Consider the following 15542-nt stretch of genomic DNA (forward strand, 5'->3'; position numbering starts at 1 on the left):
TCCCGCTACTCCACCAGCGCCCAGTGGAGCTCGCCCTGACCGAGCGCGCGCCCGTCGTGGCTCAGCACGGCGACGGGGCGGATCGGGCGGCCGTCGCGCACGTCGACCAGCACCGGCGCGGCGGGGCAGCCGGTCTCCCAGCGCTCGCCCCATTGCCGCAGTGCCACCATCGTCGGCAGCAGCGCCCAGCCCTTGTCGGTGAGGCGGTAGACCACCTTGCGCCGGTCCTCGGGTACCGCGCCGCGTTCCATGATGCCGTGTGCGACGAAGCGCGCCAGCCGGTTGGCGAGGATGTTGCGTGCGATCCCCAGCTCCTGCTGGAACTCCTCGAAATGCTGCAAGCCGTTGAAGGCGGCGCGCAGGATCAGGAAGGCCCAGCGCTCGCCCATCGCCTCCAGCGCGGCGGGCAGGCTGCATTCGGTCAGATTCTCGCGCAAACGCCGCTGTTCCACACGCCACTCCGTCGCGCCATGCTAACCCGGCGACCGGGCCAGCGATAGCCGCGGTGGGATCTGAGCAACACGACGACGCGTTTTTTTCGGCATCGTTGTTGCATTGTCACCGTGGATGTAAGCACATTGGATAGGTGCTGAGGCAATATGAACTGATCGATCGCGTACTTGCCTATGATCCCGAGGCGGACGAGGCGATGTTGAACCGCGCCTATGTCTTCTCGGTCAAAGCGCACGGCACGCAGAAGCGCGCCAGCGGCGACCCTTATTTCAGCCATCCGATCGAGGTCGCCGGCATCCTCACCGAACTGCGGCTGGACGACGAGACGATCGCCACCGCGATCCTGCACGACACGGTCGAGGACACGGTCGCGACCCCGGAGGAGATCGAGCGGATCTTCGGCGGCAACGTCGCGCGGCTGGTCGACGGCGTCACCAAGCTCAGCAAGATCGAGGCGCAGACCGAGAACGAGCGCGCCGCCGAGAACCTGCGCAAGTTCCTGCTGGCGATGTCGGGCGACATTCGCGTGCTGCTGGTGAAGCTGGCCGACCGGCTGCACAACATGCGCACGCTCCACTTCATCGCGAAGCCGGAGAAGCGCCGCCGCATCGCCAAGGAGACGATGGACATCTACGCCCCGCTCGCGGAGCGTATCGGCATGTACGAGTTCATGAAGGAGATGCAGACGCTCGCCTTCGAACAGCTCGAGCCCGAGGCCTATCAGTCGATCACCAAAAGGCTCGAGCAGCTCAAGGAAGGCTCGGGCGGCGACCGCATCGCCAAGATCGGATCGGGGCTCAAGCTGCTGCTCGGCCGCGCCGGGGTGGAGGCGCAGGTGTCGGGGCGCGAGAAGCATCCCTATTCGATCTGGCGCAAGATGCAGGAGCGCCACATCAGCTTCGAGCAGCTGTCCGACATCATGGCGTTCCGCGCGATCGTGCCGACCGAGGAGGATTGCTACCGCGCGCTCGGCATCATCCACCGCCGCTGGCCGATGGTGCCCGGGCGGTTCAAGGACTATATCTCGACGCCCAAGCGCAACGGCTATCGCTCGCTCCACACCAGCGTGATCCACGCCGAGAACCGCCGCATCGAGATCCAGCTTCGCACCCCCGCGATGCACGCCGAGGCCGAGTTCGGGCTGGCGGCGCATTGGGCGTACAAGCAGGCGGTCGACGGCGCCGCGGCGCTGCGCCCCGACTCGCAGCAGGACTGGATCAAGGATCTGGTCGAGATCCTCGACACCGCGGCGACGCCCGAGGAGCTGCTCGAGCACACCCGCATCGCGATGTACCAGGATCGCATCTTCGCGTTCACGCCCAAGGGCGAGCTGATCCAGCTGCCCAAGGGCGCGACGCCGATCGACTTCGCCTACGCGGTCCACACCGATCTCGGCGACCAGGCGGTCGGCGCCAAGATCAACGGCCGCGTCGTGCCGCTCTCGACGGTGATCGAGAACGGCGACCAGGTGCAGGTGCTGCGCTCCAAGGCGCAGACACCGCAGCCTGCCTGGCTCAAGGTGGCGATCACCGCCAAGGCGCTCGCCGCGATCCGCCGCCACCTGCGCAACACCGAGCGCGAGCAGACGATCACGCTCGGCCGCAAGCTGTACGACGACATCGTCCAGCGCCTTCCCGCCGCTCTGGCCGAGAGTGCGCGGGACGAGGCGCTCAAGCGGCTCAAGCTGCCCGACGAGGCCGCGCTGCTACAGCAGATCGCGCGGCGCCACCTGTCGGACGCGCAGGTGATGGAGGCGCTCATGCCGGGCTCGGCCGGTGCCGACGTCGCTCAGGCGCCGCCGCAGTCGAGCGCGATCTCGATCGACGGACTCGCGCCCGGCGTCGCCTATGAGCTGGCGGAATGCTGTCATCCGGTGCCCGGCGACCGAATCATCGGGCTGCGCCGGCCCGACGCCTCGATCGAGGTGCACGCGATCGACTGCGACGTGCTCGCCGACCTCGCCGAGCGCTCCGAGGACGAGACCGACTGGATCGACGTGCAATGGGGCGACGCCACCGAGGGCGCCACCGCGCGCATCTCGGTCGAGGTGCGCAACGAGCCCGGCGCGCTCGGCATGCTCGCCACGATCATCGGGCAGCACAAGGCCAACATCATCAACCTGCGACTCGATAACCGCGACGCGCGCTTCCACACCAATCTGATCGACGTCGAGGTGCACGACGCGCACCAGCTGATGCGGCTGCTCGCCGCGCTCCGCGCCGCCGAGGCGGTGAACGCGGCGGAGCGGGTGTGAGGGAGCGTCGACGAGACGGCTCGGGCGCTACCCCTTCTTGCCGCCATCCTGAACTCGTTTCAGGATCCACCGCGCCGCATCATCCGGGGCCGGAGCGTGTGCGGAAGGGTGGATCCTGAGACAAGGTCAGGATGACGCTGCGAAAACCTGTGAGCGAGTGGCGCAGAGGCCTTAGACGGGGCTGCCGGCCACTCGGTGCGAAAGCGACGCGCCCCACCATCTCCCCAGATCGGTTCACCCGCCCGGTGCCTGCCCCCGCTGCAACCGCACGCCGGCTGTGGCATTGATGCCGACGGGAGGACCAGCCATGTACCGACAGCTCTTGCTCGCCGCCGCGCTGGTGGCCGCGACGCCCGCGACCGCGCAGTCGATCTCGTCGCAGGACCGCGCCACGGGTGCGCAGGCCGACCCGCAGCTCGTCAAGGAGTTCGGCGGCCGCTACAGCGGATCGCAGGTCGCGCTGGTCGAGCGCGTCGGGCGGCGCGTCGCGGTCCAGTCGGGCCTGTCCAACGCACAGGGCGACTTCACCATCACCTTGCTCGACTCGCCGGTCGAGAACGCCTTCGCCATCCCCGGCGGCTATGTCTATGTCACCCGCCAGCTGCTCGCGCTGATGAACTCGGAGGCCGAGCTCGCCTCGGTGCTGGGGCACGAGGTGGGGCATGTCGCGGCGCGCCACAGCGCCTCGCGCAACCGCACCGCGACGATCGGCGGCGTGCTCGCCGGCGTCGTCGGCGCGGTGGCGGGCAACGGTGCGGCGGGGCAGCTCGCCAGCACGGTCGCGCGCGGCGGCGCGCAACTCTACACGCTGCGCTACGGCCGCGAGCAGGAATATGCCGCGGACGCGCTGGGCGTGCGCTACATCACCGCCGCCGGCTACGACCCCTATGCCGCGGCCGACATGCTCGCCGCGCTGGACGCCGAGACCGGTCTCCAGTCAGCGGCGGCGGGGCGAAGCGGCCAGCAGCTGCCGAGCTGGGCCTCCACCCATCCCAACGGCGCCGATCGAGTCCGCCGCGCCGCGCAGCTCGCGCAGCAGACGGGCAAGCCCTTCGTCGATCCGCCACCCGAGGACACCGGCTTCCTGCGCGCGCTCGACGGATTGGCCTATGACGCGAAGGGCTCGGGCAAGCGGATCCGGGTCCGCACCGTCAAAGCCGGCGACACGGTCGACACGTTCGTGCGCCAGATGGCCTATGACACGCTCCAGCGCGAGCGCTTCCTGACGCTCAACGCGCTCGACGACGACGTCAAGCTCACGCCCGGCAGGCTGGTAAAGGTCGTGACGAAGGAGTGACGGTAAGCTATGGCGGGGACCCATGTTCCCGCCCGCGCCCCCGCCCGCGATCACGCCGCCGGCCGCCGCTGTCTCCGATCTCCCGCCCCCGCGCGCGACAGCGCGGTCCCGCCCCGCGCTGTCGGTGGTGGTGCCCTGCTACAACGAGGAGGTGACGCTGCCGCTGCTCCACGCGCGCGTGTCCGCGGCGGCGCGCGCGGCGGTGGGCGACGATCATGAGATCGTGCTGGTCAACGACGGCTCGCGCGATGGCAGCTGGGCGGCGATGCAGCGGCTCGCCGCGGCCGATCCGCGCGTGGTGGCGATCAACCTGTCGCGCAACCACGGCCACCAGCTGGCCCTGACCGCCGGGCTGGACCTCTGCGCCGGCGAGCAGATCCTGATCATCGACGCCGACCTGCAGGACCCGCCCGAACTGCTCGCCGACATGCGCATCGTGATGGCGCGGGACGGCGCCGACGTGGTCTATGCGGTGCGGCGCAAGCGCGAGGGCGAGACCTTCTTCAAGAAGGCGACCGCGGCGGCCTTCTACCGCGTGCTCGACCGCGTCACCGACACGCCCATCCCGCTCGACACGGGTGACTTCCGGCTGATGACGCGGCGCGCGCTCGACGCGCTTCTGTCGCTGCCCGAGCAGGCGCGCTTCATCCGCGGCATGGTCGCCTGGGTCGGCTTCCGCCAGGTGCCGTTCGCCTATGACCGCGCCGAGCGTCACGCCGGCGAGACCAACTATCCGCTCGCCAAGATGATGCGGCTGGCGCTGGACGCGGTGACCGGATTCTCCACCGCGCCGCTGCGCTGGGCGAGCCATCTCTCGGTGATGCTGGCGGGCTGCTCGCTGCTGCTGCTGGTCTACATCGGCTACGGTTATTTCAGCGGCGAGCGCGTGCAGGGCTGGACCTCGACCATGTTGGTGGTGGTGGTGCTGTCGGCGATCCAGATGTTCGTGCTGGGGATGATCGGCGAGTATCTCGGCCGGCTCTACATCGAGGCGAAGCGCCGCCCGTTGTACCTGATCGCCGACGTCGCGGGCACGCCGGGAAGCCGGGCCACGCTCGGCTTCCAGGCGGCGTCGCCGGGCGAGCGGGTCGAGGGGTGAGGCGCGCGACCGGGTGCTGCCCGGCACCGGGGCGCTGCCATTTTCCGATGAGAACGTCTCATCGCCTGCGCCGAGATCGGGCGGCGTCGGACCGGCGTGTCGTCGCCTCGGCGACGGTCGGTCACGGCGCCAGGTTGGAGCGGTCGTCGAACGAGGCGGCCCGGTAGCAGTTGCGGCACAGCGCCGATGCGCCCCGCTGATCCGCCGCCCTGCTCCGACGATCGGCACGGTCGGCGACAGGAAGCCGGCACCACCCGGACGGCCACGACGCGGTCCGAACAGAAGCCGGCGTGGGGCGCCGCAGCGCGTGCCGAAGCCTGCCAAGACAAGCCTCCACCTCGCGTCGGCGCGGCGTTGATGCTAGGCGCGCCGCGATGCAGCGGCACTATGGCCTCGACTGGCTCCGCATCGGCGCCTTCGCGATCCTCATCCTCTACCATGTCGGGATGGTGTTCGTGCCGTGGGACTTTCACGCCAAGCTGCCGGGCGCCTGGTGGGTGGCGGTGCCGATGATGGCGTCCAACCCGTGGCGGCTGGCGCTGCTGTTCCTCGTCTCGGGCTATGCCAGCCGCGCGCTGATGATCCGCAACAAGAGGCCGTGGCGGTTCGCGCGGCAGCGCTCGCTGCGGCTGCTGGTGCCGCTGGCCTTCGGCGTGGCGGTGATCGTCCCGGTCCAGCCCTGGGTCGAGCTCGGCGAGAAGCTCGGCTATCCGCACGGCTTCCTGCACTTCTACTGGCACGATTACTGGCGCTTCACGATGCTCGGGCCGGTCGTGCTGCCGACCTGGAACCATCTGTGGTTCGTCGGTTATCTCTGGATCTACACGCTCGTGCTAGCGCTCGCCGCCGGGCTGCTGCCCCCTGCCGTCACCGCGGCGGTGCAGCGCGGGTTCGCCTGGGTGATGCGCGGTCCCGCGCTGCTGGGGGTGCCGATCGCCTGGATGGTGCTGGTCAACTTCGTGCTGTTCCCGGGCGCGCGCGAGACCCACGCGCTGGTCGACGATTGGGTCGCGCACGCCAGCTATTTCCCGGCCTTCCTGTTCGGCTACGCGCTCGCCTGCGCCCCGGCCACGCTCGCCGCCTTCGTGCGCCAGTGGAGGTTAGCGGCAGCGCTCGCGCTGGCCGCCTACGCGCTCGTCGCCGCGATCGAGATCCGCTGGCCCGGCAACACCATGCCCGCGCCCTGGGGCAACGTCTTCTCGATCGCGCGCGCGGTCGAGGGCTGGAGCGCGGTGACGGCGCTGATCGGCTATGCCGACTCGCACTGGAACCGCGACCAGCGCTGGCGCCCGATGCTGACCGAGGCGGTGTTCCCCTTCTACATCGTTCACCAGTCTATCATCGTGCTCGGCGCCGACGCGCTGCGGCCGCTGGCGCTACCGGGCTGGGCCGCCTTCGCGCTGCTGGTCGCGGCGACGGTGGCGGGCTGCTGGGCCTTCTACCTGATCGGTCGCGCGATCGGGCCACTGCGCCCGCTGATCGGGTTGCGCCGCCACGCCTCGCGCCGCACCCATGTCGACCCGCGCCCCGCTCTGCTGTGAGCCCGTTCGGCAGCCGCGCGGCGAATCGCGCCGCAGCCCGCCCCCGGCGTCGCGGCCCGGGTCGATCGCCGTGACATCCGCGGCATCGCTGGCGCGGAGATCGCCCGCGAACCGCCACGTCGGACAGCACCAGCGCCGGCGCCGCGCCGTTCAGCAGGAGCGCCGGCGACGTCGGCCTCATCCCGGCGCCGCCGGCAGCAGCGTTCTCCGCGTGGCGGCCTGCGCGTCGACCGCGACGCGCCCGAACAGCATCGGCAGCATCCGCCCGGCGACCCAGGGTGCGTACTGGTCGCGATGGTGCGGCGAGGTCGGCGCGGTCGACTGGCCGGGCAGGTTGAGCATCAGCGAGCGGTCCCAATCCCCGACGTCGATCACCTGGAGATAGCTTGCCCCGCCGCGGGTGCCCCAGTCCGGCCCGTCGCCGAGCCAGCGCGCCATGACGGTATAGTTGTCTCCCCCCGAGCCGCCGCCCTCGATCGGCGGGAAGGCGGCGGCGATCGCCGGGAGGCGCGACAGCGGGTGGCGGATCGTCACGCGGTGAAGCCGGTCCCAGCGCCACGTTCGCGGATCCGGCCCCATCAGCACCGTGGCGCGGTCCCAGGCGCTCGTCAGCGCGGCGGCGAGCAACGCGTCGCGCGCCGCGAGCGGGTTCGCGCCGACCCGCCGGTCGGGGCGCGCGAGCAGGTCGAGCAGCACCGAGGACGCGATCTCCGTGACGAGGTGGCGCGCGCGCTCGGGCACGATCGCGGCGAGCACGCGCTGGCCGACTTCGCGCCACAGGATCTCGAACAGCGCCGCCGCGGCACTGTCTCCGTCGACGCGCGCGTCCCAGCCGCGCAGCAGCGCCGCGGCAGGCGACCCACCCGCGGGCAGCAGCGCGGTCAGCTGTCGCGCCGGCGCGGAGAGCGTGTCGTGCTGGAGCGCGACGCTGTCGGCGAGCGTGTGGCGCGGCGGCGCGGCGAGCACCGCCGCGATCCGCTGGTAGCGATAGGGCTCGCGGAAGGAGTGCGCGGGCACGCGGTCGCGCGGCCAGCCGGCGGGCAGATTGTCCTGGTTGGCGGAAGCGAACCAGCCCGCGGGCGGGTTGTAGACGCTCGGCAGCACGCGATGGTCGCGATAGCCGGTCCAGTCGTAGCGTCCGTCGCCGGGCACCGGCAGCAGCCCGTCGCCGCGCCGGCGCTGCGGCACGAAGCCGATCACCTGCCAGCCGTGATTCCCCGCCACGTCGGCGTAGTGGAAGTTGGTCGGCGCGGGATGCAGCGCGAACGCCTCCTTCAGCCCCTGCCAGTCGCGCGCGAGATTGATCGCGATCATCGCGAAGGCGCCGCTCGCGCCCGGCTGCATCGCGATCGAGGCCAGCGCGGTGGCGCGGCGCTTCGCCGGATCGTGGCTCACCACCGGGCCGTGGACGGAGTGACGCAGCGTCGCGCGGTGGGGCGCGGCGTCCTTGACCGGTATCGCGGCCGCGCGCGTGTCGAACGCCTTCCACCCGCCGGCGTGGCGGTAGCGCTCGGGGTCGCTCGGGTGGAGCTCTAGGACGAACAGATCCTCTTGGTCGATGTGGAAGTTGGTGCGGCCGAAGGCGAAGCGGTCGGTATGGCCCTGCATGATCCCGGGCAGGCCGGGCGCCCCGCCGCCGATCACGTCGAGCCCCGGCGCGCTGAGATGCGCGACGTGGCGCGGGCCGAAGCCGCCCAGCCCGAGGTGCGGGTCGTTGGCCAGGATCGCGCGGCCGGTGGCGCTGCGCGACGGCGCGACCGTCCAGGCGTTGCTGCCCGCGTTGGCGGCGTCGACCCGCTCGCCGCGCGTCGGCGTGTCGGCGCCGAAGGGCAGGCCGCCGAGGTTGAGCGCCGCGAGGTCATCGTCGCCCACCGCGGCGACGTCGAGTCCCTCGGGCACGCGCAGCACCGCGGCGGGGCGGAGCGGCGCCATCACCTCGTCGAGCGCGAGCAGCCCGAGCGCGGCGAGCTGGGCGCGCCGCAGCTCGTCGTCGGTGTTGCCCGCCGCGGCGCCGCGCGCGAGCACGAGGTCGCGGACGTCCCAGCGCAGCGGGCTCACGCCGAGGATGCGGTATTCCGGCGGCAGCAGCGTCGGGTCGGCGGTCACCTCGGCGAGGCGGGCATTGATCCCGGCGACATAGGCGCGCGCGCAGGCGAGCACCGCGGCGGGGACACGCGCCAGCTCGGCGGCGAGGTCGCCGCGATAGTGGAACAGCCGTGCTGTCGCGTCGTGCGGCGCGAAGTCGGCGCCGAAGGCTTCGGCGAGCCGGCCGAGGGCGCGGCGGTGCGCGAGGTCGATCTGGAACAGCCGGTCGCGCGCGACGACATAGCCCTGTCCAAAGAAGGCGTCGGGGATGGTCTGCGCGCGGATATGCGGCACCCCGTAGACGTCGTCGACGATCTCGACCGGCGCGGTGACACCGGCGACGCGGGGCGACGCGGGCGCGGTCTGCGCCCGCGCGCGCCACGTCTGGGCGAGTGTGAGTGTCGCAGCGCTGCCGAGCAGGAAGGAGCGACGGTCGAGCATGGGATCTCCCTGCCGTGCCGGCGGGCGGCGGGCGGCGGGGCGACGCTACACGCGCTGGCGAGGAGGCGCGAGCGGCGATCGGTGGCGGAGCATGGGGCGCGGCTATGGCGCGCCCGGGTGTGCTGGCGCGGCAGACCTCCGCGACCTGCCGGGTAACCCACCGCGGGTGGGAACTCAGGGGTGTCTCGCGCCGCACGTCATCGTCGTACCCTGACAGCACCTGGATCGGCCCGCGCGGAGGCACCCTCCGCCGCGGCATCAGGAGGCAGACGCGCTGAACCGGGGCCAGTCGCGCATGGCCCCGCCGCCGTCGTCCCGCTAGGCTCCCGCCCGAGAAGCGACGAATCACGGGAGCGGGCGATGGACCGGAACGACCCTGAACTGCGCGACGCCGCGGTGCGGCTCTACGACGACTTCACGCACGAACATCGCGACCGCCGCACCTTGCTGCGGCAGATGACCGCGCTTGCAGGCTCGGCCGCGGCGGCGGAGGCGCTGATCCTCGGCATCGCCGCCAGCCCCGCGCGCGCGGCGCAGATCGATCCCTCGGACAAGCGACTCAGCACGCGCAAGAGCGGTTTCACGCTCCCCGGTGGCGGCAGCATCACCGGCTATGTCGCCGCGCCGCGCGCGGCCGCGGGCAAGCTCGGCGCGGTGATGGTGATCCACGAGAACCGGGGTCTGCAGCCGCATATCGAGGATGTCGCGCGACGCGTCGCGCTCGCGGGCTTCTTCGCCTTCGCGCCCGACTTCCTGTCGAGCGCGGGCGGCACGCCGGCGGACGAGGACAAGGCGCGCGAGCTGATCGGCCGGCTCGACTATGACGCCACCATCGCCACCGCGGTGGCGGTGGTGAAGCAGCTGGGCCGCCGCGCCAACGGAAACGGCAAGGTCGGCACCGTCGGCTTCTGCTGGGGCGGCGCGCTGGTCGACCGGGTCGCGCTCGCCGCGGGTCCGGCGCTGGCCGCGGGGGTGAGCTACTACGGTCCCGCCCCCGATTCCGGCGAAGCGGCCAGGCTCCAAGTGCCGCTGCTGCTCCATTATGCCGGCAAGGACACGCGCGTGGCCCAGACCGCCGAGCCCTGGGTCGCTGCGCTGCGCGCCGCCGACAAGCCGTTCGAGGCCTTCACCTACCCGGGGGTCGACCACGCCTTCAACAACGACACCTCGGCGGAGCGCTACAACAAACAGGCCGCCGACCTCGCCTGGCAGCGCACCACCACCTTCCTCCACCAGCATCTGGACGCCTGATCGATGACGCTCACCTTCTTCACCCACCCGCGGTCGCGCAGCCGCAGCGCGCGCTGGATGCTCGAGGAGATCGGCGTGCCCTATGAGTCGGTGGTGATCGACTTCGACCGGAAGCCCGCCGCGCTGCTCGAGGCCAACCCGCTCGGCAAGGTGCCGGTGATCGTCCACGACGGCCAGGTGGTGAGCGAGGCCGCGGCGATCTGCGCCTATCTCGCCGAGGCCTTCCCCGCGGCCGGGCTGGCACCGCGCGGCGGCGAGCGCGCGGCTTACTATCGCTGTCTGTTCTTCACCTCGGGGCCGCTCGAGGCGGCGATGGTCGACAAGGCATTGGGCGTGCAGGTGCCGCCCGATCGCGAGGGGATGGTGGGCTATGCCAGCTTCGCGCGCGCCGTCGATGCCTTCGAGCGCGCGCTGGAGGGCCGCGACTATGTCGCGGGCGACCGCTTCACCGCGGCGGACGTGTTCGTCGGCAGCGCGGTCGGCTTCTTCACCGGTTTCGGCCTGCTCGAACCGCGCGAGACCTTCATGGCCTATCTCGACCGTGTCCGCGCCCGCCCGGCCTGGCAGCGCGCCAACGACATCGACGACGCGCTGCTGAAGGGGAAATGACGGCCTGGGCTGTCCGTCGACTCAGCCGAGCGCAGCGCCCTCGGCGCGCTGCAACGTCAGCACCTCGACGCCGGTGGCGTTCACCGCCACGGTATGCTCGAACTGCGCCGAGAGCTTGCCGTCCTGGGTCACCACCGTCCAGCCGTCGTCGCGCGTGTCGACGCGGCGGCTGCCCTGGTTGAGCATCGGCTCGACCGTGAAGACCATCCCCTCCCGCAGCACCGGGCCGGTGCCGGAACGGCCGAAGTTGAGCACCTGCGGTTCCTCGTGCATCTCGCGCCCGATGCCGTGGCCGCAGAACTCGCGCACCACGGCATAGCCGTGCTTCTTGGCGTGGCGCTCGATCGCGGCGCCGATGTCGCCCAGCCGCGCGCCCGGGCGGACCGCGCCGATGCCCTTCCACATCGCCGCCTGCGCCACCTGCACCAGCCGCCGTGCCGCGGGCGCCACCGCGCCGACGGCGTAGGTCTTGCTGGAGTCGGCGATAAAGCCGTTCTTCTCCAGCGTGATGTCGAAGTTGACGATGTCGCCGTCCCCGATGATCTCGGCGGCATCGGGGACGCCGTGGCACACCACTTCGTTGCGCGAGGAGTTGAGCACGTGCTGGAAGCCGTACTGCCCCTTGCTCGCGGGGCGCGCCTGCAGGTCGACCGTGATGTAGCGCTCGACCAGGTCGTTGACCGCGAGCGTCGACAGGCCGGCGAGCGGCTGGTGGTCGAGCATCTCGAACACCGCGGCGAGCAGTCGGCCGGACTCCCGCATCAGCGCCAATTCGTCGGGCGTCTTGACCATCTCAGGCGGCGACCGCGCGCAGCCGCGCCGACTCATATTGGCGGCGCACGATCTCGTTGAAGCTGAGCGTCGGGTTGGCCTCGGCGAGCATGCCGATCGTCATCCAGAACTCGGCCTGCGCGTTGATCGAGCGGCACATCACCGCGCTCGCGCGGCGGGCCTCGGCGTGCAGCTCGTCGTCGATCTTGACGATGCCCATCGGCGTGACCCTCACACGGGTGAATATACGAACCGTTTATGGAGCATAGTGTCGGCTGGCAAGAGGAGAGGGCTTGAGGCTCCCGCGCGCCCTCTCCCATCATCCCCGCGAAAGCGGGGATCCATAGAGGCTGACGCCGCGATCCCTCGGAGGACCAGCGCGTCTGGATCGCCGCCTCGGCGGGGATGACGGAGTTTAGTGGCGGGTGAACGCGAGTCTCGGCCGCGCCGCGTGACCCTCCTCTCCTACCTGCCCGAACCGGCCGTTCTCCACCGTCACCCCGCCTTGCCCCACCGCCGCCACGCTGCCACAGCGACGCGCCACAGCGAGGGACAGCGACCATGATCGTGCGCAGCGACGAAGTTGAGGACGTGGCGGTGCCCGGCGCCGGCGCGATGCGCACCCACCTGTTCCGCCCCGCGATCGACGGGCGCTTCCCCGGCGTGCTGTTCTTCTCCGAGATCTACCAGGTAACCGCGCCGATCCGCCGGCTCGCGACGCTTCTGGCGGGCAACGGCTATGTCGTCTCGGTGCCCGAGGTCTACCACGAGTACGAACCCGCCGGCACGGTGCTGGCCTATGACCAGCCCGGCACCGATCGCGGCAATGCGCTCAAGTTCACCAAGCCGGTCGCGCGATACGACGCCGACTCGCGCGCCGCGCTCACCGCGCTGGCGGCGCACCCGGCGTGCGACGGGCGGCTCGCCACCTTCGGGGTCTGTCTCGGCGGGCACCTCGCCTATCGCGCCGCACTCGACCCGCGGGTGGGCGCCGCCGCCTGTTTCTACGCCACCGACATCCACTCGGGCACGCTGGGCGAGGGCCGCGCCGACGACAGCCTGGCGCGCATGGACTCGCTCCAGGCCGAGGCGATGTTCGTCTGGGGCCGGCAGGACCCGCACGTGCCGTTTGCGGGGCGCGAGACGATCCGCGCGCGGCTGGAGGCGGTGGGCGCGCGCTACGAGTGGCACGAGGTCAACGCGCCGCACGCCTTCCTGCGCGACGAGGGGCCGCGCTACGACCCGGCGCTGTTCCTCCAGAGCGTGGCGTGGACGCTCGCGCTGTACCGCCGCGCACTGGGATAGCGGGTCGCGTCGGCCTACTCACGCCGCGGCGCGCTGCTCCAGCGTCGCGACGAAGGCGCCGGCCGCCATCGGCCGCCCGATCAGATAGCCCTGCACCAGGTCGCAGCCGGCGTCGCGCAGCATCGCGAGGCAGCCGGGCTCCTCGATCCCCTCCGCGACCACCTTGAGCCCGAGACCGTGCGCGAGGTCGATCGTCGAGCGCACCATCAGCGCGTCCGCCGGTTTGAGATGCGCGTGCTGGACGAAGCTGCGGTCGATCTTGAGCTCGGACAGCGGCAGCTCGCGCAGATAGGTCAGCGTCGACTGGCCGGTGCCGTAATCGTCCATCGAGATCGCCACGCCCTTGGCGCGGAAGTGGCGCAGCTGCGCGGCGGCACGCTCGGGGTCGGCGAGCGTGGCCGATTCGGTCACCTCGAAGATCAGCCGGTCGGCCGGCACCGCGCCCGAGTCGAGCAGCGTGTCGACCGCGGCGCTGAACGCCGGCTCGGCGATCAGCATCGCGGAGAGATTGATCGCGACCGAGACGTCATGCCCGCGCGCGCGCCACTCGGCGAGGTCCGCGACCGCGCGCGCGAGCACGTGGAGCGTCAGCGCGCCGATGCGATCCGCCTGTTCGGCGAGCGGGATGAACAGGTCGGGCCGGATCATCCCGCGCACCGGGTGGCGCCAGCGCACCAGCGCTTCGGCGCTGGCGACCCGATCGGTCGCGAGCGCGAGCTTGGGCTGGTAATGCACCTCGATCTCGCCGTTGGCGATCGCCTGGTCGAGCTCGCCCATCAGCACCAGCCGCCGCTCCAGCGCCTCGGCGTCGACGTGCGCGTGGCGCCAGAAGGCGCCCGCCGCGGCGGCGGCGTCGGCGGCGCGGGTGGCGCTCACCAGCCGGTCGTGGATCGTGCCCTCGCTCGCCGAGACGCCGAGATGCACCGCGGCGTCGGCGCGGCGGCCGAGGATCTCGACCGGCTCGGTCAGCGTCCCGCGCAGCGCCGCCACCAGCGCCTCGACGTCGTCACCCGGCGCGTCGACCGCGAGCAGCCGCTCGCCGACGCGGTAGACGGTCGCGCCCACCGTCGCGCCCAGCCGGTCGGCGACTCGCAGCAGAAGGTCGTGTCCCGCGCGCTCGCCCAGCAATGTGATGAGCGCGTCGGCGTTGCCGAGCGACGCCACCAGCAGCGGCACCGGCGCGGCGCCGTCCCTGTCGTGCAGCAGGGCGTAGCGATTGGGCAGGCCGGTGTCCTCGTCGACGCGGCGCTGGCGCTCGAAGCGCCGCGCGAGGTCGAGCCCGACTCGCGCCAGCCCGGCCGCGACCACCAGTACCAGCGCGGGGGCGAGCGGGAACACCGCCTGCCATGCGACCTGCGCCCACACCGCGAGCGCGAACAGGACCAGCGGAGCCACCACCGCCAGCGCCGCCGCAACCGCGCCGCGCCGCGCCCACAGCAGCGGGGCGGCGAGCAGCAGCGCCACGAGTAGCGGCAGCGCGCTGCTGCGCTCGCCCGGCACGCCCGCGAGCAGCGTCTCGGCGGCGAGCGCCTGCACCACCACGCCGGGGATCACGCCCCAGTGCGGCGTGGCGTAGCGGTCCCCCATCTCGATCGCGGTGGCCCCGATCAGCACGTCGCGCCCGCGCACCGCGGCCGCGTCGAAGCGACCGTCGCGCACCGCGACGAAGCTCAGCCGCGGCAGCCGCGTCGGGTCGATCCCGCCGTCGATCGGGAAGAAGGTGTCGGCCGCGCCCGAGCGATGCGCGATCAGCGCGGAGAGCGTCGGCCGTGGCGTGCCCGCGGTGACGGTGCCGAAGGGCGCGCGGCGGACGATGCCGTCCGCGTCGGGCTGCATGCTGACCGAGGCGAGCGCGGCGCCGGCGCGCAGCGCGGGCAGCGGCAGCGAGTCGATCGTGCGGCGGTCGCCCAGGCGCGCGCGCTGCGCGAAGGTGGGCAGCGCGATCAGGCCGGGCGCGCGCGCGATCGCCCGCGCCAGCGCGGCGTCACCCGCGCCGGGACCGGCCGAGGAGAAGTCGACGTCGAAGGTGATCGAGGCGGCACCCGCGGCGCGCAGCCGGTCGACCGCGCGCGCATAATGGTCGCGCGACCAGGGCCACTCGCGGATCGCGGCGACGCTCGCGGCGTCCATCTCGACGACCACCACCTGCCCGCTCGGCGCGCGCACCCAGGCGGCGGCGCGCGGTGGGTCGAGCAGCCGGTCGACCCGCTCGCCCAGCCCGCTCAGTGCGGTGAGCAGCGCGAGCGCGAGCGCGCCGGCGAGGGCGAGCCCGCGGCGGTGGCGCAGCAGGGCGCGGAGGCGGCGGCTCAGCATGCGGCGGCCGTCCGGGGATCGGCGGCGGCGGTGAGGCTGACGCCCCCGTCGCTGCCGGCAGTCGGGGTGCGCGCCTCTCTGCTCCATGCGTCGCCCCGGCGAAGGCCGGGGCCCAGTTGGGCG

12 protein-coding genes are annotated in these 15542 nt (G+C 72.2%); 7 read left to right on the forward strand and 5 right to left on the reverse strand.

What is annotated here, in order from left to right; all coding sequences use genetic code 11:
* Positions 1-5: 5 nt before the first annotated feature.
* A complete protein-coding gene (locus tag K7957_RS19225) occupies positions 6-389 on the reverse strand; it encodes a winged helix-turn-helix transcriptional regulator (RefSeq protein WP_223014490.1) in 384 nt (127 codons plus the stop codon).
* Positions 390-586: 197 nt separating this feature from the next.
* On the opposite strand from K7957_RS19225, the gene K7957_RS19230 reads away from it, so the two are divergent.
* The 4 genes from K7957_RS19230 (at position 587) to K7957_RS19245 (ending at position 6644) form a co-directional block, all read left to right on the forward strand.
* Positions 587-2707, forward strand: a complete 2121-nt coding sequence (locus K7957_RS19230; RefSeq protein WP_223014349.1) for a RelA/SpoT family protein — start codon at positions 587-589, stop codon at positions 2705-2707.
* 307 nt (positions 2708-3014) lie between these two features.
* Entirely contained in the window at positions 3015-4004 is a 990-nt protein-coding gene (locus K7957_RS19235) for a M48 family metalloprotease (RefSeq protein WP_223014352.1), read from the forward strand.
* A gap of 22 nt (positions 4005-4026) precedes the next feature.
* Positions 4027-5103, forward strand: coding sequence for a glycosyltransferase family 2 protein (locus K7957_RS19240; RefSeq protein WP_223014354.1), 1077 nt, complete (start codon positions 4027-4029; stop codon positions 5101-5103).
* A gap of 374 nt (positions 5104-5477) precedes the next feature.
* Complete coding sequence (locus K7957_RS19245; RefSeq protein ID WP_223014356.1) at positions 5478-6644, forward strand: acyltransferase family protein; 1167 nt, start codon at positions 5478-5480, stop codon at positions 6642-6644.
* Positions 6645-6821: 177 nt separating this feature from the next.
* Here K7957_RS19245 and K7957_RS19250 read toward each other — a convergent pair whose 3' ends face one another.
* Entirely contained in the window at positions 6822-9170 is a 2349-nt protein-coding gene (locus tag K7957_RS19250) for a penicillin acylase family protein (protein ID WP_223014358.1), read from the reverse strand.
* A 360-nt stretch (positions 9171-9530) separates the two neighbouring features.
* Here K7957_RS19250 and K7957_RS19255 point away from each other — a divergent pair, with 360 nt between their 5' ends.
* Together K7957_RS19255 and K7957_RS19260 are read left to right on the forward strand one after the other, a co-directional pair.
* Entirely contained in the window at positions 9531-10421 is an 891-nt protein-coding gene (locus K7957_RS19255) for a dienelactone hydrolase family protein (RefSeq protein WP_223014360.1), read from the forward strand.
* 3 nt (positions 10422-10424) lie between these two features.
* Entirely contained in the window at positions 10425-11030 is a 606-nt protein-coding gene (locus K7957_RS19260; protein ID WP_223014362.1) for a glutathione S-transferase family protein, read from the forward strand.
* Between the two features lie 21 nt (positions 11031-11051).
* On the opposite strand, the gene map is transcribed toward K7957_RS19260, so the two are convergent.
* Complete coding sequence (gene map, locus K7957_RS19265) at positions 11052-11822, reverse strand: type I methionyl aminopeptidase (protein ID WP_223014364.1); 771 nt, start codon at positions 11820-11822, stop codon at positions 11052-11054.
* Position 11823: 1 nt separating this feature from the next.
* On the reverse strand, positions 11824-12021 hold the full coding sequence (locus K7957_RS19270) for a ParD-like family protein (protein ID WP_223014366.1): 198 nt from the start codon (positions 12019-12021) through the stop codon (positions 11824-11826).
* Between the two features lie 341 nt (positions 12022-12362).
* On the opposite strand from K7957_RS19270, the gene K7957_RS19275 reads away from it, so the two are divergent.
* Entirely contained in the window at positions 12363-13106 is a 744-nt protein-coding gene (locus K7957_RS19275) for a dienelactone hydrolase family protein (protein ID WP_223014369.1), read from the forward strand.
* Positions 13107-13124: 18 nt separating this feature from the next.
* Here the strand turns inward: K7957_RS19275 and K7957_RS19280 are convergent, their stop codons facing one another.
* A complete protein-coding gene (locus K7957_RS19280) occupies positions 13125-15419 on the reverse strand; it encodes a putative bifunctional diguanylate cyclase/phosphodiesterase (protein ID WP_223014371.1) in 2295 nt (764 codons plus the stop codon).
* Between the last annotated feature and the right edge of the window lie 123 nt (positions 15420-15542).

Source organism: Sphingomonas yunnanensis (assembly GCF_019898765.1).
Lineage (GTDB): Bacteria > Pseudomonadota > Alphaproteobacteria > Sphingomonadales > Sphingomonadaceae > Sphingomonas > Sphingomonas yunnanensis.

What these genes read in the sequence shown, in the direction of transcription:
- K7957_RS19225 (WP_223014490.1), bottom strand. Translation starts at nt 389, where the DNA reads ATGGGCGAGCGCTGGGCCTTCCTGATCCTGCGCGCCGCCTTCAACGGC.
- K7957_RS19235 (WP_223014352.1), top strand. Translation starts at nt 3,015, where the DNA reads ATGTACCGACAGCTCTTGCTCGCCGCCGCGCTGGTGGCCGCGACGCCC.
- K7957_RS19240 (WP_223014354.1), top strand. Translation starts at nt 4,027, where the DNA reads ATGTTCCCGCCCGCGCCCCCGCCCGCGATCACGCCGCCGGCCGCCGCT.
- K7957_RS19245 (WP_223014356.1), top strand. Translation starts at nt 5,478, where the DNA reads ATGCAGCGGCACTATGGCCTCGACTGGCTCCGCATCGGCGCCTTCGCG.
- K7957_RS19250 (WP_223014358.1), bottom strand. Translation starts at nt 9,170, where the DNA reads ATGCTCGACCGTCGCTCCTTCCTGCTCGGCAGCGCTGCGACACTCACA.
- K7957_RS19255 (WP_223014360.1), top strand. Translation starts at nt 9,531, where the DNA reads ATGGACCGGAACGACCCTGAACTGCGCGACGCCGCGGTGCGGCTCTAC.
- K7957_RS19260 (WP_223014362.1), top strand. Translation starts at nt 10,425, where the DNA reads ATGACGCTCACCTTCTTCACCCACCCGCGGTCGCGCAGCCGCAGCGCG.
- map (WP_223014364.1), bottom strand. Translation starts at nt 11,822, where the DNA reads ATGGTCAAGACGCCCGACGAATTGGCGCTGATGCGGGAGTCCGGCCGA.
- K7957_RS19270 (WP_223014366.1), bottom strand. Translation starts at nt 12,021, where the DNA reads ATGGGCATCGTCAAGATCGACGACGAGCTGCACGCCGAGGCCCGCCGC.
- K7957_RS19275 (WP_223014369.1), top strand. Translation starts at nt 12,363, where the DNA reads ATGATCGTGCGCAGCGACGAAGTTGAGGACGTGGCGGTGCCCGGCGCC.
- K7957_RS19280 (WP_223014371.1), bottom strand. Translation starts at nt 15,419, where the DNA reads ATGCTGAGCCGCCGCCTCCGCGCCCTGCTGCGCCACCGCCGCGGGCTC.